The sequence below is a fragment of the Planotetraspora sp. GP83 genome, assembly GCF_041262585.1.
In the GTDB taxonomy this organism is placed as follows: Bacteria; Actinomycetota; Actinomycetes; order Streptosporangiales; family Streptosporangiaceae; genus JAOEGB01.
The window spans coordinates 408324-424200 of record NZ_JBGCBZ010000001.1; the positions used below are offsets into that span (position 1 = coordinate 408324).

At 70.2% G+C, this 15877-nt stretch carries 12 protein-coding genes; 5 read left to right on the plus strand and 7 right to left on the minus strand.

Translation table 11 applies throughout. The annotated features are described in order from the left end of the window. Positions 1–7 precede the first annotated feature (7 nt). On the minus strand, positions 8–1648 hold the full coding sequence (locus ABH927_RS01965) for an FHA domain-containing protein (RefSeq protein ID WP_370017669.1): 1641 nt from the start codon (positions 1646–1648) through the stop codon (positions 8–10). Between the two features lie 256 nt (positions 1649–1904). Further along, positions 1905–3032, minus strand: a complete 1128-nt coding sequence (locus ABH927_RS01970; protein WP_370017670.1) for a site-2 protease family protein — start codon at positions 3030–3032, stop codon at positions 1905–1907. A gap of 155 nt (positions 3033–3187) precedes the next feature. Between ABH927_RS01970 and ABH927_RS01975 the strand changes: the two genes are divergently transcribed. The 5 genes from ABH927_RS01975 (at position 3188) to ABH927_RS01995 (ending at position 9642) form a co-directional block, all read left to right on the plus strand. Then, a complete protein-coding gene (locus tag ABH927_RS01975; RefSeq protein WP_261588135.1) occupies positions 3188–4048 on the plus strand; it encodes a RecB family exonuclease in 861 nt (286 codons plus the stop codon). A 111-nt stretch (positions 4049–4159) separates the two neighbouring features. Next, positions 4160–5374: a sensor histidine kinase gene (locus ABH927_RS01980; protein WP_370017671.1), complete on the plus strand. Its 1215-nt coding sequence runs from the start codon at positions 4160–4162 to the stop codon at positions 5372–5374. A 52-nt stretch (positions 5375–5426) separates the two neighbouring features. Continuing rightward, positions 5427–6110, plus strand: coding sequence for a response regulator (locus ABH927_RS01985; protein ID WP_370017672.1), 684 nt, complete (start codon positions 5427–5429; stop codon positions 6108–6110). Positions 6111–6283: 173 nt separating this feature from the next. Next, complete coding sequence (locus ABH927_RS01990; RefSeq protein WP_370017673.1) at positions 6284–7108, plus strand: ABC transporter ATP-binding protein; 825 nt, start codon at positions 6284–6286, stop codon at positions 7106–7108. Next, complete coding sequence (locus ABH927_RS01995) at positions 7105–9642, plus strand: ABC transporter permease (RefSeq protein ID WP_370017674.1); 2538 nt, start codon at positions 7105–7107, stop codon at positions 9640–9642. Before ABH927_RS01990 ends, ABH927_RS01995 begins: the two co-directional genes overlap by 4 nt. A 101-nt stretch (positions 9643–9743) precedes the next feature. Here the strand turns inward: ABH927_RS01995 and ABH927_RS02000 are convergent, their stop codons facing one another. The 5 genes from ABH927_RS02000 to ABH927_RS02020 all read right to left on the minus strand — a co-directional run bounded on the left by ABH927_RS02000 (position 9744) and on the right by ABH927_RS02020 (position 15725). Then, the gene (locus tag ABH927_RS02000; RefSeq protein ID WP_370017675.1) at positions 9744–10787 is read right to left on the minus strand and encodes an ABC transporter ATP-binding protein; all 1044 of its coding nucleotides are present in this window, start codon (positions 10785–10787) and stop codon (positions 9744–9746) included. Then, positions 10784–11812, minus strand: coding sequence for an ABC transporter ATP-binding protein (locus ABH927_RS02005; protein WP_370017676.1), 1029 nt, complete (start codon positions 11810–11812; stop codon positions 10784–10786). Before ABH927_RS02005 ends, ABH927_RS02000 begins: the two co-directional genes overlap by 4 nt. Beyond that, positions 11809–12828 (minus strand): ABC transporter permease, encoded by a 1020-nt coding sequence (locus tag ABH927_RS02010; protein WP_370017677.1) that lies wholly within the window; start codon positions 12826–12828, stop codon positions 11809–11811. The genes ABH927_RS02005 and ABH927_RS02010 overlap by 4 nt, the downstream gene beginning before the upstream one ends. Before the next feature lie 63 nt (positions 12829–12891). Next, complete coding sequence (locus tag ABH927_RS02015; RefSeq protein ID WP_370017678.1) at positions 12892–14670, minus strand: ABC transporter substrate-binding protein; 1779 nt, start codon at positions 14668–14670, stop codon at positions 12892–12894. Between the two features lie 53 nt (positions 14671–14723). Further along, a complete protein-coding gene (locus tag ABH927_RS02020; RefSeq protein WP_370017679.1) occupies positions 14724–15725 on the minus strand; it encodes an ABC transporter permease in 1002 nt (333 codons plus the stop codon). Between the last annotated feature and the right edge of the window lie 152 nt (positions 15726–15877).

The window sequence follows — 15877 nt, forward strand, 5'->3', positions numbered from 1 at the left end:
TCGGGCACTACGCGTCGCGGTGGGACTCGTACCGCATCGTCCGGGACACCCCGAGGCGCACCGTCGTCCCGGGAGGGATCGGCACGTGCTCGTTCGGCGGGATGTCGTAGAAGTTCGGGTCGCCGGGCGGCTGGATCTGCGTGCCGTTCACCGACTCCAGATCGATGAGGGTGACGTCCCAGTTGTCGAGGGCGACCCGCAGGTGCCGCCGTGATACCGAGCCGTCGGGGCTGGTCACCCGGGCCGGGCGCGCCTCGCCGGACTGCACCTCCGGCGCCCGCTCGGGGTCGCGCCCCAGCACGTAGTCGGTCTCCAGCGGCAGCGTCATCCCGTCGTCCAGTAAAAGCACGCCGAGCGACGGGCGGGGCCCCTTGTACGGCACCACCGAGCGCTGGTCGATCGGGATGCCGCAGACCGCGCAGTACGGCGCGCGCGGGTCGTTGAAGTGGTCGTTCTTGCAGTCCACGCCGTACACCATGGGCCGCGGCCCAAGGTCGGGGGTGGCGTCGAACTGGGTGGCCTCCCCCGGGTCCTCGTCGCCGGCGGACCGGAACGGCTCGAACGGCGTGCCGCCCGTACCCCCTGTGCCACCCGTGCCGCGCCCGCCGTCCCGGCGCTGCGAGCCGTCCTCGACCGGACCGGACGCGGGGCGGGGCTCCGACAGCGGCGGGGACGACGATCCAGAGATCGGGCCTGACACCTGCTCCGAAGGCGGCGCGGGCGGCGAGACCGGGAACGGGTCGGAGGAGGGCCCAGAAGACAACCCAGAAGACGGGCCGGTTGACGGCAGGGGGGGCACGGGCGGCAGCGGCGACACCCGAGGCACCGGCGGCAGCGGCTGCGACGACTGAGATCCAGGCGGTGGCGACCCGGGCCCTTGGGACCCCGGCGGCTGCGACTGCGGCGGCTGAGAACCCGACGGGCCCGGCGGGCCGGACGGCGGGAGCGGCTGCGGCCCGGGACCGTGCGCGGGCTGGGGCACGTGCGCCGGCGCGGAGTCTCGTGGCGGGCCTGCCGGGGGCATCGGCGGCAGGGGCGGCATCGGGGGCGGCGGCACGATGGGCCCGCGCGCGGCGATGGGCTCCGGCGGCCCCACTGGAGGGAACTGCGGCGCCTGGTGCTGCGCCGACGGGCGCGGCGGCGGCAGGTAGGCCACGTCGCCGCCCTGGGCGAAGTCGCACTCGACGCCCGCTCCGGCCACGACGCCGCCGTCCAACCGGGAATACGGGCTCGACGGCCCCGCCCCGGGGAGGCGCAGCTCGATCCTGGCCACGGGCCCGTTGACGAGCCGGTCGGTCCAGGTCAGGGCGTCACGCCCGCTGAGGTGGACATCGCCGTCGGGGCCGCCGGACACAGTCGCGGTCGCGGCGCCGCTGACCAGCACCGCGACACCGCCTCCCGCCGGGCCGGCGATGGCGCAGGCCACCGGCTCCCCCGCGCCCGGCCCGTCCATGGCACGCGCGAGGACCTGGGCCGCCCGCCGCGCCAGCGCGCGGCCGTCCCCGCCGGTCGCCGCGGTTTCCCGCAGCGCTCCCAGCAGCTCTTCGACCAGCGGACCGGCTGCGCACACCAGCAGCAAGCCGTTCAGATGGGCGACAACGCCTTCACCCGGCAGCGGGCGGACCACCCCCACGCCCTGTTCCGTCACAGAACTCTCCCTCCCGGAAACGCCACCGGACGACCGCATTGATCACCACAGAACGTAGCAAAAAGAACGGTAGACGGCGTTCCGGAGTCGACGCCACCCGGCCGAACAGCCTGGAACGCAGGGTGGCGTTCAACGTCACCGGCACCTGACGGGCTCGCCACTTCACACTCCTGATCAGTTCACCAGAACCCTAGCTCCAGGCGACCCGGAAGACGAGTGCGACAAAACGGGTGCGGCACAACAGGGGGCGGGCCGTTCAGACACCGGAGAACATGCGGTTGACATCGGCCGTGGCCAGCACGCCGTAGATCTCGCCGCCGCGCTCGACCAGCAGGTACTCCCCCGATGGTGTGCCGCGCATGGCGTCCAGCAGCGACTCGCCCTCCAGATCGGCGCCGAGGACCAGGGAGGGCTCCAGGGTCCGGGCCAGGGAGCCGACGTTGACCCACGGCCTGCGCTGCTCGGGGGTGGCGTTGATGGCGGCCTCGTTGACGATGCCGAGGGGCCGGCCGTCGTGGTCGACCACCACCATGGCCCCCGCGCCCGCGTCCTTCGCGCGCCGCAGCGCCTCCGACAGCGGGACCTCGGCGGTGACCGGGAGCGCCCTCCTGGCGAGCAGGCGCGCGCGGAGCTGCGGCAGCCGGGCCCGGACCCGGGCCACCCTGAGCGACTGGGACGCCCCCATCCAGATGAACGACGCGAGCACGACCGACCAGAGGATGTCCCAGGTGCGGGGCTCCTGCCCGGCCATGAGGTTCAGCAGCAGGGGGATGACGACCACGGCGACCGCCACGCCGCGGCCCACCCAGGCGGCGGCCACGGTGCCCGTCGTCGAGTCCCGGGTGATCTTCCACACTCCCGCTCTGAGCATCCGGCCGCCGTCGAGCGGCAGCCCTGGCAGCAGGTTGAAGATGCCGACGATCAAGTTCGACACGTAGAGCTGCCAGATCAGCACGGCGACGATGCCCTCGGACGGGAGGTACCGCGACACCAGGTAGCCCATCCCCGCCAGCCCCAGCGAGACCAGCGGCCCGGCGAAGGCCACGTTGAACTCCCGCCCCGCCGTCTCGGGCTCGCGCTCGATCTCCGAGACCCCGCCGAGCAGGTAGAGCGTGATGCGGCGCACCGGCAGGCCGTAGTGCTTGGCGACCACGCAGTGGGCGAGCTCGTGCAGGAGGACCGAGAGATAGAGCAGGACGGCGAAGGCGAGCGCGACCGCGTAGGTGGCGATCTCGTTGTAGCCGGGCAGTCTTCCCGCGAACCACGGCTGGAAGCTGATCGTGATGAAGGCCGCCACGATGAGCCACGTCGGCGAGACGTATACCGGAATGCCGAACGGGCGCCCCATCCGCAGCCCCGGGGACCCGTTGACAGGTGTGCTCATGATGGCCGCCTTCCCTCCTTGACCTCGATGCTACGCGCGACGAGGTGAGATCAGCCTAGGTCGTGTCTCTTGGATCTCGCGCGCGACCGGCGAACCGCCGCCGCCCGGGCCGCGGCCGGGCGCGTTCTGTCGCCCCGGTGTCCTACAGTGCGGGCATGACCCTCGCCGAAGAGCGCGCGATCATCGGCGCCCTTTCCCCCTCTCGTGCCGGTGATTTCATGACCTGCCCGCTGCTCTACCGGTTCAGGGTGATCGACCAGCTTCCCGAGCGGCCCTCCCCCGCGGCGGTCCGCGGCACGCTCGTCCACGCCGTGCTGGAGCGGCTGTACGACCTGCCCGCCGAGGCGCGGACGGTCGCGGCGGCGCAGGGCCTGCTGGAGCCCCAGTGGGAGCGTCTGCTGGCCGAGGAGCCGGAGTACGCCGGGCTCTTCACGGCCGACGAGGAGCGCGACGCGTGGCTCGGGCAGGCCCGGGGGATGGTCGAGCGCTACTTCACGCTGGAGGACCCACAGCGGCTGGAGCCCGCCGAGCGGGAGATGTACGTGGAGGCCGTGCTCGACAGCGGCCTGCTGCTGCGCGGCTACATCGACCGGCTCGACGTGGCCCCCACCGGCGAGGTCCGGGTCGTCGACTACAAGACGGGCACGGCGCCGCGGCGCGACTTCGAGGCCAAGGCGCTGTTCCAGATGAAGTTCTACGCGCTGGCCCTGTGGCGGGTGAACGGGACCGTGCCGCGGATGCTCCAGCTCATGTACCTGGGCAACGGGGAGATCGTCCGGTATGTCCCGGACGAGGCCGACCTGCGGGCCACCGAGCGGAAGGTCGAGGCCCTGTGGGTGGCGATCGAGCGCGCGATCCGCACCAAGGAGTGGCGCCACCGGCCCTCGCGCCTGTGCGACTGGTGCGATCATCAGGCGCTGTGCCCGGAGTTCGGGGGCACTCCCCCGCCCGTCCCGGACCGGGAGCCCGGCATGTCGCCGCGCGTCTCGAGAAGGTCCGCCACGGACGAGCTGTGAAGACGTGTGAGCTGTGAAGACATGCTGGGGGCGCGGTCTCATCCGATCGAATGAGCGGGATATCCGTCGCGAGCAGGGTGGTGTGATCCTGTGACGTCCTAAATTTGATACGTGCGCACCACCCCCGGCGACTACCGGTCCTGGCTCCGAGCTCATCCCTTCATCGGTGACCTGATCCTCGCGGTGGTGCTGACGGCCGGCTCATCGGCGCTGATCCTGCTCACGAGCCCCGAGATGCTGGCCCGCTGGCAGGACGTCCCACACCTGGACCTCCGGCCTTCGGACGCCTTCAACGTCCTGTTGTCGGCGCTGTGCACGCTGCCGGTGGCGTTGCGCCGGCCCTGGCCGTTCGTGCTGCTCGTGCTGACCGGCATCCCGCAGTGGGTGCTCGACGCGCTCAGCTACAACAGCGGCTTCAGCGAGATCGCCGGGCTCGTCCTGCTCTATACGGTGGCCGCCTATCGAGGGCTGGCGCTGAGCCTGGCCGGCCTCGCCATCTGCGCCGCCCAGTACGGCATCAGCGTCGCCATCGGGGCCGGACCGCTGTCGTGGACCGACCACCTCGTGGTCGCCGTGGTGATCATGCTCTGCTGGGTCAGCGGCCGGAGCGTCCGGCTGCGCCGGGCGTATATGGCGGAGCTGGTCCATCGGGCCGACCGGCTGGAGCGGGCGAGGGAGGCCGACACGCGGGCGGCCCGGGCCGAGGAGCGCTCCCGCATCGCCCGCGAGCTGCACGACGTGGTCGCCCACCATGTCAGCGTGATGACCGTGCAGGCCTCGGCGGCGCGCAAGATGCTCGACAGCAACCCGGATGTCGCGCGCGACGCGCTGACCGCGATCGAGGAGATGGGCCGCACGGCCATGGCCGAGATGCGCAACATCGTCGGGGTGCTCCGGACCGACGGCCCCGCCGAGCGGGGGCCGCAGCCGGGCATGAGCGACCTTCCGACGCTGGTGGAGCAGATGCGGGAGGCGGGCCTGCGGACCCAGCTCTGGATCGAGGGCGAGCACCGGGGGCTGCCTCCGGGGGTGGATCTGGCGGCCTACCGCCTGGTCCAGGAGGCGCTGACCAACAGCCTCCGGCACGCCGGTCCCGCCGCCCGCGCCTGGGTGACCGTACGGCAGGAGCAGAACGAGCTGACGGTCCACGTCGAGGACGACGGGCGGGGCGCGGCGGCGGAGCTCGGGCGAGCCACCGGCACCGGGCACGGCTTGGTGGGCATCCGGGAGCGTGTCGCGCTCTATGGTGGAGTCCTGCGGATCGGCCCCCGGAACGGGGGCGGGTTCGAGGTCCGGGCCCGGTTCCCCCTCAAGGACAGACCATGACGATCACGATCCCTTCCACCCACGCCGGGGCATCACGCTCCTCGGACAGACCATGACGATCCGCGTCCTGCTGGTCGACGACCAGCCGCTGCTGCGCACGGGATTCCGGTTCATCCTGGAGGCCGAGCGCGACGTCACGGTCGTCGGTGAGGCCGGAGACGGGTCGATGGCGATGGACCAGTCGCGGGCGCTCCTGCCGGACGTGGTGCTCATGGACATCCGCATGCCCGGGATGGACGGCATCGAGGCGACCCGGCGCATCGTGCGGGAGGCTCCGGCGACCGCGCACGTGCCGAAGGTGCTGGTGCTGACCACGTTCGACCTGGACGAGTACATCGTGGAGGCCCTGCGGGCCGGGGCGAGCGGGTTCCTGTTGAAGGACGTGCCGCCGGACGACCTCGTGCAGGCCATCCGGGTGGTGGCGGCGGGCGACGCGATCGTCGCGCCGAGCGTGACCCGGCGGCTGCTGGACAGGTTCGCCACTCGGCTGCCCTCCGCCCAGCAGCAGGCGACCCCGGCCCGGCTGGACCGGCTCACCGAGCGTGAGCTGGAGGTCCTGCGGCTGATCGCCAAGGGCATGTCGAACGCCGAGATCGCCGCGGAGCTGGTGGTGAGCGAGACGACGGTCAAGACCCACGTGGGCAACGTGCTGACGAAGCTCGCGCTGCGCGACCGGGTGCAGGCGGTCGTCCTCGCCTACGAGACCGGCCTGATCACCCCCGGAGCTCTACCGTGAAGCACAGCGCTCTACCGTGAAGCACAGCGCTCTGCCGTGAAGCACAGCGCTCTCCCGTAAGGGTCCTACTCCTCCGGGAGTAGGGGCGACCCCGGGTCCTCCTGCTGCGGGGGCAGGCGAAGTCGGTCCCGGAGGCCGATCTTCCGGGACGTGAGCGGCAATAGCGTCGAGCCATGACCTCTCCTGTCGCCTCCATTACCACCGGGACAACCGGCACTGCTGACTTTTCCGGCGCGCTCGCGCCGACGACCGATGACGCCATCCGCGCGGCCGGGCCGCTCGCCGCCCGAGCGGTCGGCGTGACCAAGGTGTACGGCACGGGCGACGCCCGGGTGAGCGCCCTCGACGGGGTGACGCTGGGCATTCCCGGCGGCCGTTTCACCGCCATCATGGGTCCCTCGGGCTCCGGCAAATCCACGCTGATGCACTGCCTGGCGGGCCTCGACACCGTCACGGACGGACAGGTGTTCGTGGGCGAGGTGGAGCTGAACCGGCTGGACGACAAGCGGCTGACGCGGCTGCGCCGGGACAAGATCGGTTTTGTCTTCCAGTCGTTCAACCTGATCCCGACGCTGACGGCGCTGGAGAACATCACGCTGCCCATGGACATCGCGGGCGTGAAGCCGGACCAGGTGTGGCTGGACACGGTGATCGACACGGTGGGCCTGCGGCCGCGGCTCAGGCACCGGCCGTCCGAGCTGTCCGGCGGACAGCAGCAGCGGGTCGCCTGCGCGCGGGCCCTGGCGAGCAAGCCTGAGATCATCTTCGCCGACGAGCCGACGGGCAACCTCGACTCGCGCTCCGGCGCCGAGGTGCTGTCCTTTCTGCGTAACTCGGTGCGGGAGATGGGCCAGACCATCGTGATGGTGACCCACGACCCGGTCGCGGCGTCCTACGCCGACCTGGTGGTCTTCCTCGCCGACGGCCGGATCGTCGACCAGCTTCCCGAGCCGACCGCCGAGGGCGTCCTGGAGCGCATGAAGGGCCTGGACCGGTGATAGCCCGGCTGACGTTGAAGAACCTCGGGGCGCACAAGCTGCGCCTCGCGCTCACCGCGCTCGCGGTGATCCTCGGCACCGCCTTCGTGGCGGGTACGCTGATCTTCTCCAGCACGACGAACAAGGCCTTCGACGAGCTCTTCTCCGAAGGCGCGCGGACCATCGACGTGATGGTCCAGGCCAAGCAGGCGTTCGCGGGCGACGACGCCGACACCTCCGCCAAGCCCATCCCGGCCTCGGTGCTCGACCAGGTCCGGAAGGTGGAGGGCGTCGCCGAGGCCCGCGGCCACGTCATGGGCTTCGCGGCGATCGTCGGCAGGGACGGCAAGGTCGTCGGCGGGAAGGGGCCGCCCCAGTTCGGCGTCGACTGGTTCGGCTCGCTGTCGGAGTACGCCCTCACCACCGGACGGGCTCCGGCGGCTCCCGGCGAGGTCGCGATCGACTCGGTTACCGCCGGGAAAACCGGATACCGGGCCGGCGACCGGGTCAAGGTCGTGGTGAAGGGGCCGGCCGAGCCGTACACGGTGGTCGGGATCTTCAAGGTCGGCAGGAGCGGGATCACCGGGGGCGCGACCTACGCGGCGTTCGACCAGGCCACCGCGCAGCGGCTGCTGCTCAAGCCTCGCGCCTTCTCGGGGATCGTGGCGAAGGCCGCGGGCGGGGTCTCGCAGGCCGAGCTGGCCAAGCGGGTCGGCGCGGTCGTCCCGGCGGGCTACGAGGCGATCACGGCCCAGAAGGCGGCCGACGACGCGGCGAGCGACGTGAAGGAGTTCCTGGGCTTCCTGAACACGTTCCTGCTGACGTTCGGCATCATCTCGATCTTCGTGGGCTCGTTCATCATCTTCAACACGTTCTCGATGCTGGTCGCGCAGCGGACCAGGGAGCTCGCGCTGCTGCGGGCCGTCGGGGCGTCGCGCCGCCAGGTGACCCGGTCGGTCATGGGTGAGGCGCTCGGGGTGGGGCTGTTCGGCTCGTTCGCCGGCCTTCTCGCGGGGGCTGGGCTGGCGATCGGGCTGCGCGTCCTGTTCAAGGCGATGGGCGCGGACCTCCCCACGACCGGTCTCGTCATCGCGCCCGGCACGGTCGTGTGGACGTTCGCGGTCGGCGTGGTGGTCACGCTGTTCGCGGCCTACCTCCCGGCCCGCCGCGCGGCGAAGATCCCTCCGGTGGCGGCCCTGCGGGACGACGTGGCGATGCCGGTCCGGTCGCTACGCTACCGCGCGGTGACGGGCGGCCTGTTCGCGCTCGCCGGCGGGGCGGTCCTCGCGGCCGGCCTGGCGGGCGGCGGCAACCCGGTCGCGCTGGTCGGCGCGGGGGCGGTGCTGGTCTTCCTCGCCATCTCGATGCTGAGCCCGCTGTTCGCCAGGCCGGTGACGAGGGTGCTGGGCGCGCCGTTCGCCCGGCTGTCCGGCGCGGCCGGCAAGCTCAGCAGCCAGAACGCGCAGCGCAACCCGCGGCGGACCTCCGCCACGGCCGCCGCGCTGATGATCGGCATGGCGCTGATCGCCACGGTGTCGGTGCTCGCGTCGTCGATGACGGCCTCCATCGACAAGGCGCTCGACAGCGGGCTGGGCGCCGACTTCCAGGTCTCGTCGGGCGGGGGCTTCGGGCCTCCCCAGTCGTTCGACCCGTCGGTGGCGGCCGGGCTGGCCGCGGTGCCCGGAGTCGAGAGCGCCACCCCCATGAAGTACACCCAGATCAAGCTGAAGGACGAGACGACCCTCGTCACCGTCGCCGACCCGGCGAGGCTCGCCAAGCCGTTCAAGATCGAGCTGGAGTCCGGCGCTCTGGCCGCCGGCACGGACGAGATCCTGGTGGACGCCAAGACGGCGAAGGCCAACTCGTGGAAGGCCGGGACCGCCGTGCCCGGTCAGTACGCCGACGGGGCGACGGCCTCGATCAGGGTCGCGGGGATCTACAAGGACAACCCGATGGCGGGGTCGTACCTGCTGGGAGAGGGCACCTACGCCGCTCACTACCCGAGCGCGCAGGTTTCGTCGGTCCTGATCGTCAAGAGGCCGTCCGCGGACGCGGCGACGGTGAAGAAGGCGCTCGACGGCTTCCTCACGGCCTATCCGAACCTCACCCTGCAGGACCAGTCGGACATGAAGGAGCAGGCGCGCGGCAGCGTGAACCAGCTCCTCACGATGATCACCGCCCTGCTGGTGCTCTCGATCGTCATCGCGATCCTCGGCATCATCAACACGCTCGCGCTGTCGGTGGTGGAGCGGACGCGGGAGATCGGCCTGCTGCGCGCGATCGGGATGGGCAGGCGGCAGCTCCGCGCGATGATCCGGTACGAGTCCGTGGTCATCTCGGTCTTCGGGGCCCTGCTCGGCGTCGCGGTCGGCGTCGGCGTCGGCTGGGCGGTCCAGGCGGCGCTGGCCGGCGAGGGGATCGACGTGCTGGCGATCCCGGGCGGGCGGCTCGCCGGATACCTCGTCGCGGCCGGGCTGGTCGGCGTCCTGGCCGCCATCTGGCCCGCCCGGCGGGCCGCCAGGATGGACGTGCTGCGGGCCATCGCCACGCAGTGACAGACCCACCAACAGACCCGCCGGTACGGCTCCCGCGGACGGTCTGGGGGGACAGGGCGGGAGCCGTACCGGCGGACAGAGATTCCAGGGTCAGTTCGGGATCAGCCCGCCGACGTGACGGGAGCGGCGGCGGTCGCCGAAGTGGGGGCGTTCTCAGGGAAGTGGCAGGCGACCTGGTGGCCTGGGGCGAGGAGCTCCAGCGGCGGCTCGACCGTCTTGCAGATCTCCTGCGCCTTCCAGCAGCGGGTGTGGAACCGGCAGGCGGGCGGCGGGTTGAGCGGAGAGGGCACGTCGCCCTGGAGGCGGATGCGCTCGCGCTCCTTGCGCCGCTTGGGGTCCGGGATCGGGACGGCCGACAGCAGCGCGGTCGTGTACGGGTGCATCGGCGACTCGTACAGCTTCTTGCGGTCGGCCAGCTCGACGATCTTGCCGAGGTACATGACCGCGACCCGGTCGCTGATGTGCCGGACCACCGACAGGTCGTGCGCGATCACCACGTAGGTGAGGTCGAGCTCGTTCTGCAGGTCCTCCAGGAGGTTGACCACCTGGGCCTGGATCGACACGTCGAGCGCGGAGACCGGCTCGTCGGCGATGATGAGCTTGGGCTTGAGCGCCAGCGTCCGGGCGATGCCGATGCGCTGCCGCTGGCCGCCGGAGAACTCGTGCGGGTAGCGGTTGTAGTGCTCCGGGCTGAGGCCCACCAGTTCCAGGATCTCCTGGACGGCCTTCTTGGTGCCGTGCTCGGTCTTGATCCCCTGGATCCGGAACGGCGCGCCGACGATGGCGCCGACCGTGTGCCGGGGGTTGAGCGAGCTGTAGGGGTCCTGGAAGATCATCTGGACGTCGCGGCGGAGCGGGCGCATCTTGCCCTGCGACAGGTGCGTGACGTCGTGACCCTCGAAGACGATCTTCCCGCCGGTCGGCTCGATGAGGCGGGTGATCAGGCGGCCGGTCGTCGTCTTGCCGCAGCCCGACTCCCCCACCAGGCCGAGGGTCTCGCCCTTGAGGACGTCGAAGCTGACGCCGTCGACGGCCTTGACCGCTCCGACCTGCCGCTGGAGCAGGCCCTTGGTGACCGGAAAGTGCTTCTCCAGCCCCTGAACGGACAGCAACGGCTCACCGGTTCGCTCGCTGAGCTCACTCACGACGCGGCCTCCAGGTTCGGCTTGATCTCGTTCTCCCAGATGGCCCGCCGCAGGTCACGCGGCATGTGACAGCGGACGAGGTGGCCGCCCTCGGTCTCCAGCAGCTCGGGCACCTCGGTCTTCGCCCGGCCCTCGGTGCGGTCTTCGAACGCGCAGCGCGGGTGGAAGGCGCAGCCGCTCGGCACGTTGATCAGCGAGGGCGGCGAGCCCTTGATCGGCAGGAGCCGCTCGGTCGGCTCACGGTCGAGGCGTGGCATGGACCCCAGCAAACCCCAGGTGTACGGGTGCTCGGGCCGTTCGAAGATGTCCTCGGTCGTGCCGTACTCGATGCACTTGCCGCCGTACATGACCAGGATGTCGTCGGACAGCTCCGCGACGACGCCGAGGTCGTGCGTGATGATGATCAGCGCGGCGTCGAAGTCGCGCTGGAGGTCGCGCATCAGGTCGAGGATCTGCGCCTGCACGGTCACGTCGAGCGCCGTGGTCGGCTCGTCCGCGATCAGCAGCTCGGGGTCACAGCTCAGCGCCATCGCGATCATCGCGCGCTGCCGCATCCCGCCGGAGAACTCGTGCGGGTAGCTGTCCACCCGCCGGTCCGGCTGCGGGATGCCCACCCGGCCCAGCAGGTCGATCGCGTGCTTGCGCGCGACCTTCTTGCTGACGTCGTTGTGGATGCGGTACGCCTCGACGATCTGCTGGCCCACCGTGTAGAAGGGGTGCATCGAGGACAGCGGATCCTGGAAGATCATCGCCATTTTCTTGCCGCGCAGCGTCCGCACGTGCTCGGCGCTCGCGCCGACGAGTTCCTCACCGTCGAGCCAGATCTCACCGCTGATCCGGGCCCGGCCGCCCTTGTGCAGGCCGAGGATCCCGAGCGACGTGACGCTCTTGCCGGAGCCCGACTCGCCGACGATGCCGAGCGTCTTCCCCCGCTCCAACGAGAAGGACAGCCCGTCGACCGACTTGACCAGGCCGTCGTCGGTCGGGAAGTGGATGCGCAGATCCTTCAGTTCGAGAAAGCTCATGACAGCCTCACTCTCGGGTCGACCACCGCGTAGAGGAGGTCCACGATCAGGCTCGCGAAGACCACGAAGAAGGCCGCGAGCATTGTCACGCCCATGACCTTCGGAAGGTCGTTGGCGATGATCGCATCGATGGCGTACTTGCCGATGCCGGGCAGGGAGAACGTGCTCTCCGTCAGCACCGCGCCACCGAGGAGGAGCCCGAAGTCGAGGCCGAAGATCGTGATGATGGGGGTGAGCGCGGCGCGCAGGCCGTGCTTCACGACCACGGACCGCTCGTGCAGGCCCTTCGCCCGGGCCGTGCGGATGTAGTCCTCGCCCATGGTCTCCAGCATCCCGGCGCGCGTGAGCCGCGCGTATCCGGCGGCGTAGAGGAACGCCAGGGTGATCCACGGCAGCAGCAGGTTGTACGCCCACGTCGCCGGGTTCTGCTCGAACGGCGTGAACGTGCCGCCCGGAGCCGTGATCCGGAAGGGGTTCCCGTAGCTGAACACCACGAGCGACACGAGGCCCGTGAAGAAGATCGGCAGGGAGACCCCGGCGAGCGCGACGCTCATGGCGGCCCGGTCGAAGAAGCTGCCTCGCTTGAGTGCGGACAGCACGCCGGTGGCCACGCCCGCGATCAGCCAGATGACCGCCGCACCGATCGCGAGGGACGCGGTGACGGGCAGCCGGTCGAGCATGTCCGGCCAGACCGGAAGGCGGCTGAGGAACGAGTACCCGAAGCAGGGCGCGGAGCAGTGCTCGACCCCGGCGCCGTAGTCGTAGTCGGCGCCGACGAATATGGCCTTCACCCACCGGCCGTACTGCACGATCACCGGGTCAAAGAAGCCAAGCTTCTCCGCGGCGGCCCTGGCCATCTCCGGTGACGCGGTCCGCCCGACGTATCGGGTCGCCATGTCGACCGGAGTGGCTCCCGCCCAGCGGGGGACCACGAAGAAGATGGAGAACGTGACCATGCTGACGACCGCGAGCATGACCAAGGCGCCGATCAGGCGCCGGATGAGATAAGTGACCACTGTGCCCCCGGCTCCGGGGGCCGGCCCGCCGGGCCGGCCCCCTTAGCCTCGCTCGGTTGGTTGTTACTGGACGCCGAGCGCCAGGTAGTCGTACATGCCGTAGGCGTCGTTGACGAACACGTTCGTCAGGCCCTTGCCACGGACCGTCAGAGCCTTGGCCCAGACGGCGGGGAGAACGTAGGCGTCCTCCATGACCTTCTTGTCGATCTCGGCCCAGACGCCGTTGCGGGCGGTGGCGTCCGCCGTCGTCATCGCCTTGTCGATGAGGGCGTCGACGGCCGGGTCCTTGACGCTCATGTTGTAGTTGCCGGCCTCGCGGATGACGCGGCTGTCGACGATCTGGGACAGGAAGCCGAAGCCGTCGTTCCAGTCGGCGCCCCAGCCGTTGGAGGCGAGACCGATGTTGTTGTCCTTGTTGAAGGACGGCTTGCCCGCGTACAGCGCGAAGTAGTCACCCGATGGGTAGCCCTTCAGGGTCAGCTTGATGCCGACCCGGGCGAGGGACTGCTGGAGAGCCTCGCCGGCTGCCTTCTCCTTGGGCCGGTCGGCGCGGTAGGCCGCGTTGATCGCGAAGCCGTTCGGCTGGCCGCAGGCGGTCAGCGCCTCTTTGGCCTTGTTCACGTCACCGTGGTTGTCGGCGCCGGCCGGGTACAGGTTGAAGTCCTGGTGACCGGCGATCGACGGCGGCATGAGGCTGGTGGCGATGTCACCACCGGCGAACGGGCCGTTGTAGGCCGTCTGCAGCGCGACCTTGTCCGCGGCGAACTGGATCGCCTTGCGGCAGTCGGCGTTGTCCAGCGGCTTGGTGTCGCCGATGACCGACCAGTACCAGGTGCGGGCCGCGGTCGGGTTGTCGGAGCGGGACTTCAGCGTCGGGTCGCCGAGGACGCGGCTGAGGGTGGCGGGCTGGACGCCGGTGCCGGCCAGGTCCACCTGGATGTCACCGCTGATCAGCCGGTTGTCCAGGTCATCCGCGTTGGCCTTGGCCTCGATCTCGTAACCGTCCGGCAGGGCCTTGCGGTTCGGGTCGGTCGCCGCGTCCCATGCGGGGTTGCGGACGAGGCTGTAGCCCTTGCCCGCCTCCGCCGACTTGAACATGTACGGGCCGGTCGCGACCACGTGCTCGCGGTACTTGACGCCGGTGTCCTTGGCCTGCGGAACCGGGATCGTCGAGGGCAGCGCGGCGAAGTTGTCGAAGCCCGCGTAGGCCTTCTTGAGGTGGAAGACGATCGTCTGGTCGTCGGGCGTCTCGATGGCCGAGTCGGTCTTGACGTCGGGGGACTTGTAGACGCTGACGAAGTCCTTGGGGAGGTCCAGCCAGTCGTTGAAGTACGTCGGGCCGTTGGGGAAGGTCTTCTTGTCCAACGAGCGCAGCACGGCGTACTTGACGTCCTTGGACGTGACCGCGGTGCCGTCCTCGAACTTGACGCCCGCGCGCAGCTTGTAGGTCCAGGTCTTGTTGTCGTCACTCGACTGGCCGAGCGCCTCGGCGAGGTCGGGGACGACCTGGTTGCCCTCCTGGCCGGGGGCCGACTTGTAGGTGACCAGCGAACGGCCGTAGACGCGGAGGAAGTTCCACGCGAAGCCGTAGTAGGTGTCCGCCGGGTCCACCGAGTCGAAGTCGTCGGAGATGGCGAACTTGATGGTGCCGCCCTTCTTCTCCGACGGGTTGAACACCTTGCCGATGCCCGCGTTGAACGCGTCCGCGGCGGCCGGGGCGGCGGCCCCGCCGGTGCTACCACCGCTCGGCGACGTGGACGTGGAACCGCCACCACACGCGGCGACGCCGAGCAGTAACGCGCCGCTCAGTGCCGCGACGACCAACGGAGATCTTCTTGTCATTCTTGTTTATCCCTTTGTTGTGAGGAGCCGGGGGGTTACCGGGGCTACTGGAACTACCGGGAGGACCTCGGGTCGAGTGCGTCCCTCAATCCGTCACCGAACAGGTTGAACGCCAGCACGGTGAGGAAGATCGCCATTCCGGGGAAGAACATGAAGTGCGGCACCGTGTAGAAGTGCACCGCGTCCGACAGCATGCCGCCCCAGGTCGCGGTCGGCGGCCGGATGCCGACGCCGAGGAAGGACAGCGCCGCCTCGAACAGCACGTTCGTGGGGATCAGCAGCGTCGAGTAGATGAGGATCGGCGCCACGAGGTTGGGCAGGATCTCGCGGAACAGGACGTACGGCCCGCGCGCTCCGAGGCTCCGCGCCGCGTCCACGAACTCCCGCTCCCGCAGCGACAGCGTCTGACCTCGGATGATGCGCCCGATGTACGGCCAGCTGAAGAACCCGATGATGAACACCAGGAGCACGATCCGCAGCGTGTCGCCTTCCAGGCCGAACGCCTTGTCGGGGATGACCCCGGCCAGCGCGATGGCGAAGACGAGAAGCGGGAAGGCGAGGAAGACGTCCATCGCCCGGCTGATGATCATGTCGGTCCAGCCGCCGAAGTATCCGGCCACGATGCCGAGCACGGTGCCGATGGCCACGGAGAGCATGGTGGCGAAGAAGGCGATGAGCAGGGAGATGCGGGCTCCGTAGACCACCCGGCTGAACAGGTCGCGGCCGTTGACGGGCTCGACGCCGAACAGGAAGTCCTTGTTGATGCCGCCCCAGCTCGCCTTGGGCCCCATGGTCTCCGGGTTGATCATGTCCTGGTGGAACTCGTTCGGCGGGTGGCCGAGCAGGCCCGTGATCACCGGAGCGAAGATCGCCATCAGGATCAGGAAGATCACGAATATCGCGCCCGCCATGGCGACCTTGTCGCGCTTGAGGCGCATCCACGCGATCTGACCGAGCGAACGGCCCTGAATGGCCTTGGCGCCCCCCGCTCCTTCTACGACGGCTTCCGGAGCGGCCTGCAACTCCGTGCCGGAGACGTCCAGCGGCGCGGTCATGGAACCTCCTTCAATGGCCCCACGACGCGGGTGCTGTGCCTGTTGATGACCTTGCTTCGCGCGGCCATGGGTGTCGGCCCCCTGGATCCCAGACGACATTGTGCGCGGGGCCCCGCCGATCGCAAGGCCCTCTGAAACGCACAATGTATGCG

Excerpts from the sequence above, each read along its gene's own strand:
- ABH927_RS01970 (WP_370017670.1), bottom strand. The coding sequence starts at position 3,032 with ATGAGCACACCTGTCAACGGGTCCCCGGGGCTGCGGATGGGGCGCCCG.
- ABH927_RS01975 (WP_261588135.1), top strand. The coding sequence starts at position 3,188 with ATGACCCTCGCCGAAGAGCGCGCGATCATCGGCGCCCTTTCCCCCTCT.
- ABH927_RS01985 (WP_370017672.1), top strand. The coding sequence starts at position 5,427 with ATGACGATCCGCGTCCTGCTGGTCGACGACCAGCCGCTGCTGCGCACG.
- ABH927_RS01990 (WP_370017673.1), top strand. The coding sequence starts at position 6,284 with ATGACCTCTCCTGTCGCCTCCATTACCACCGGGACAACCGGCACTGCT.
- ABH927_RS02005 (WP_370017676.1), bottom strand. The coding sequence starts at position 11,812 with ATGAGCTTTCTCGAACTGAAGGATCTGCGCATCCACTTCCCGACCGAC.
- ABH927_RS02015 (WP_370017678.1), bottom strand. The coding sequence starts at position 14,670 with ATGACAAGAAGATCTCCGTTGGTCGTCGCGGCACTGAGCGGCGCGTTA.
- ABH927_RS02020 (WP_370017679.1), bottom strand. The coding sequence starts at position 15,725 with ATGACCGCGCCGCTGGACGTCTCCGGCACGGAGTTGCAGGCCGCTCCG.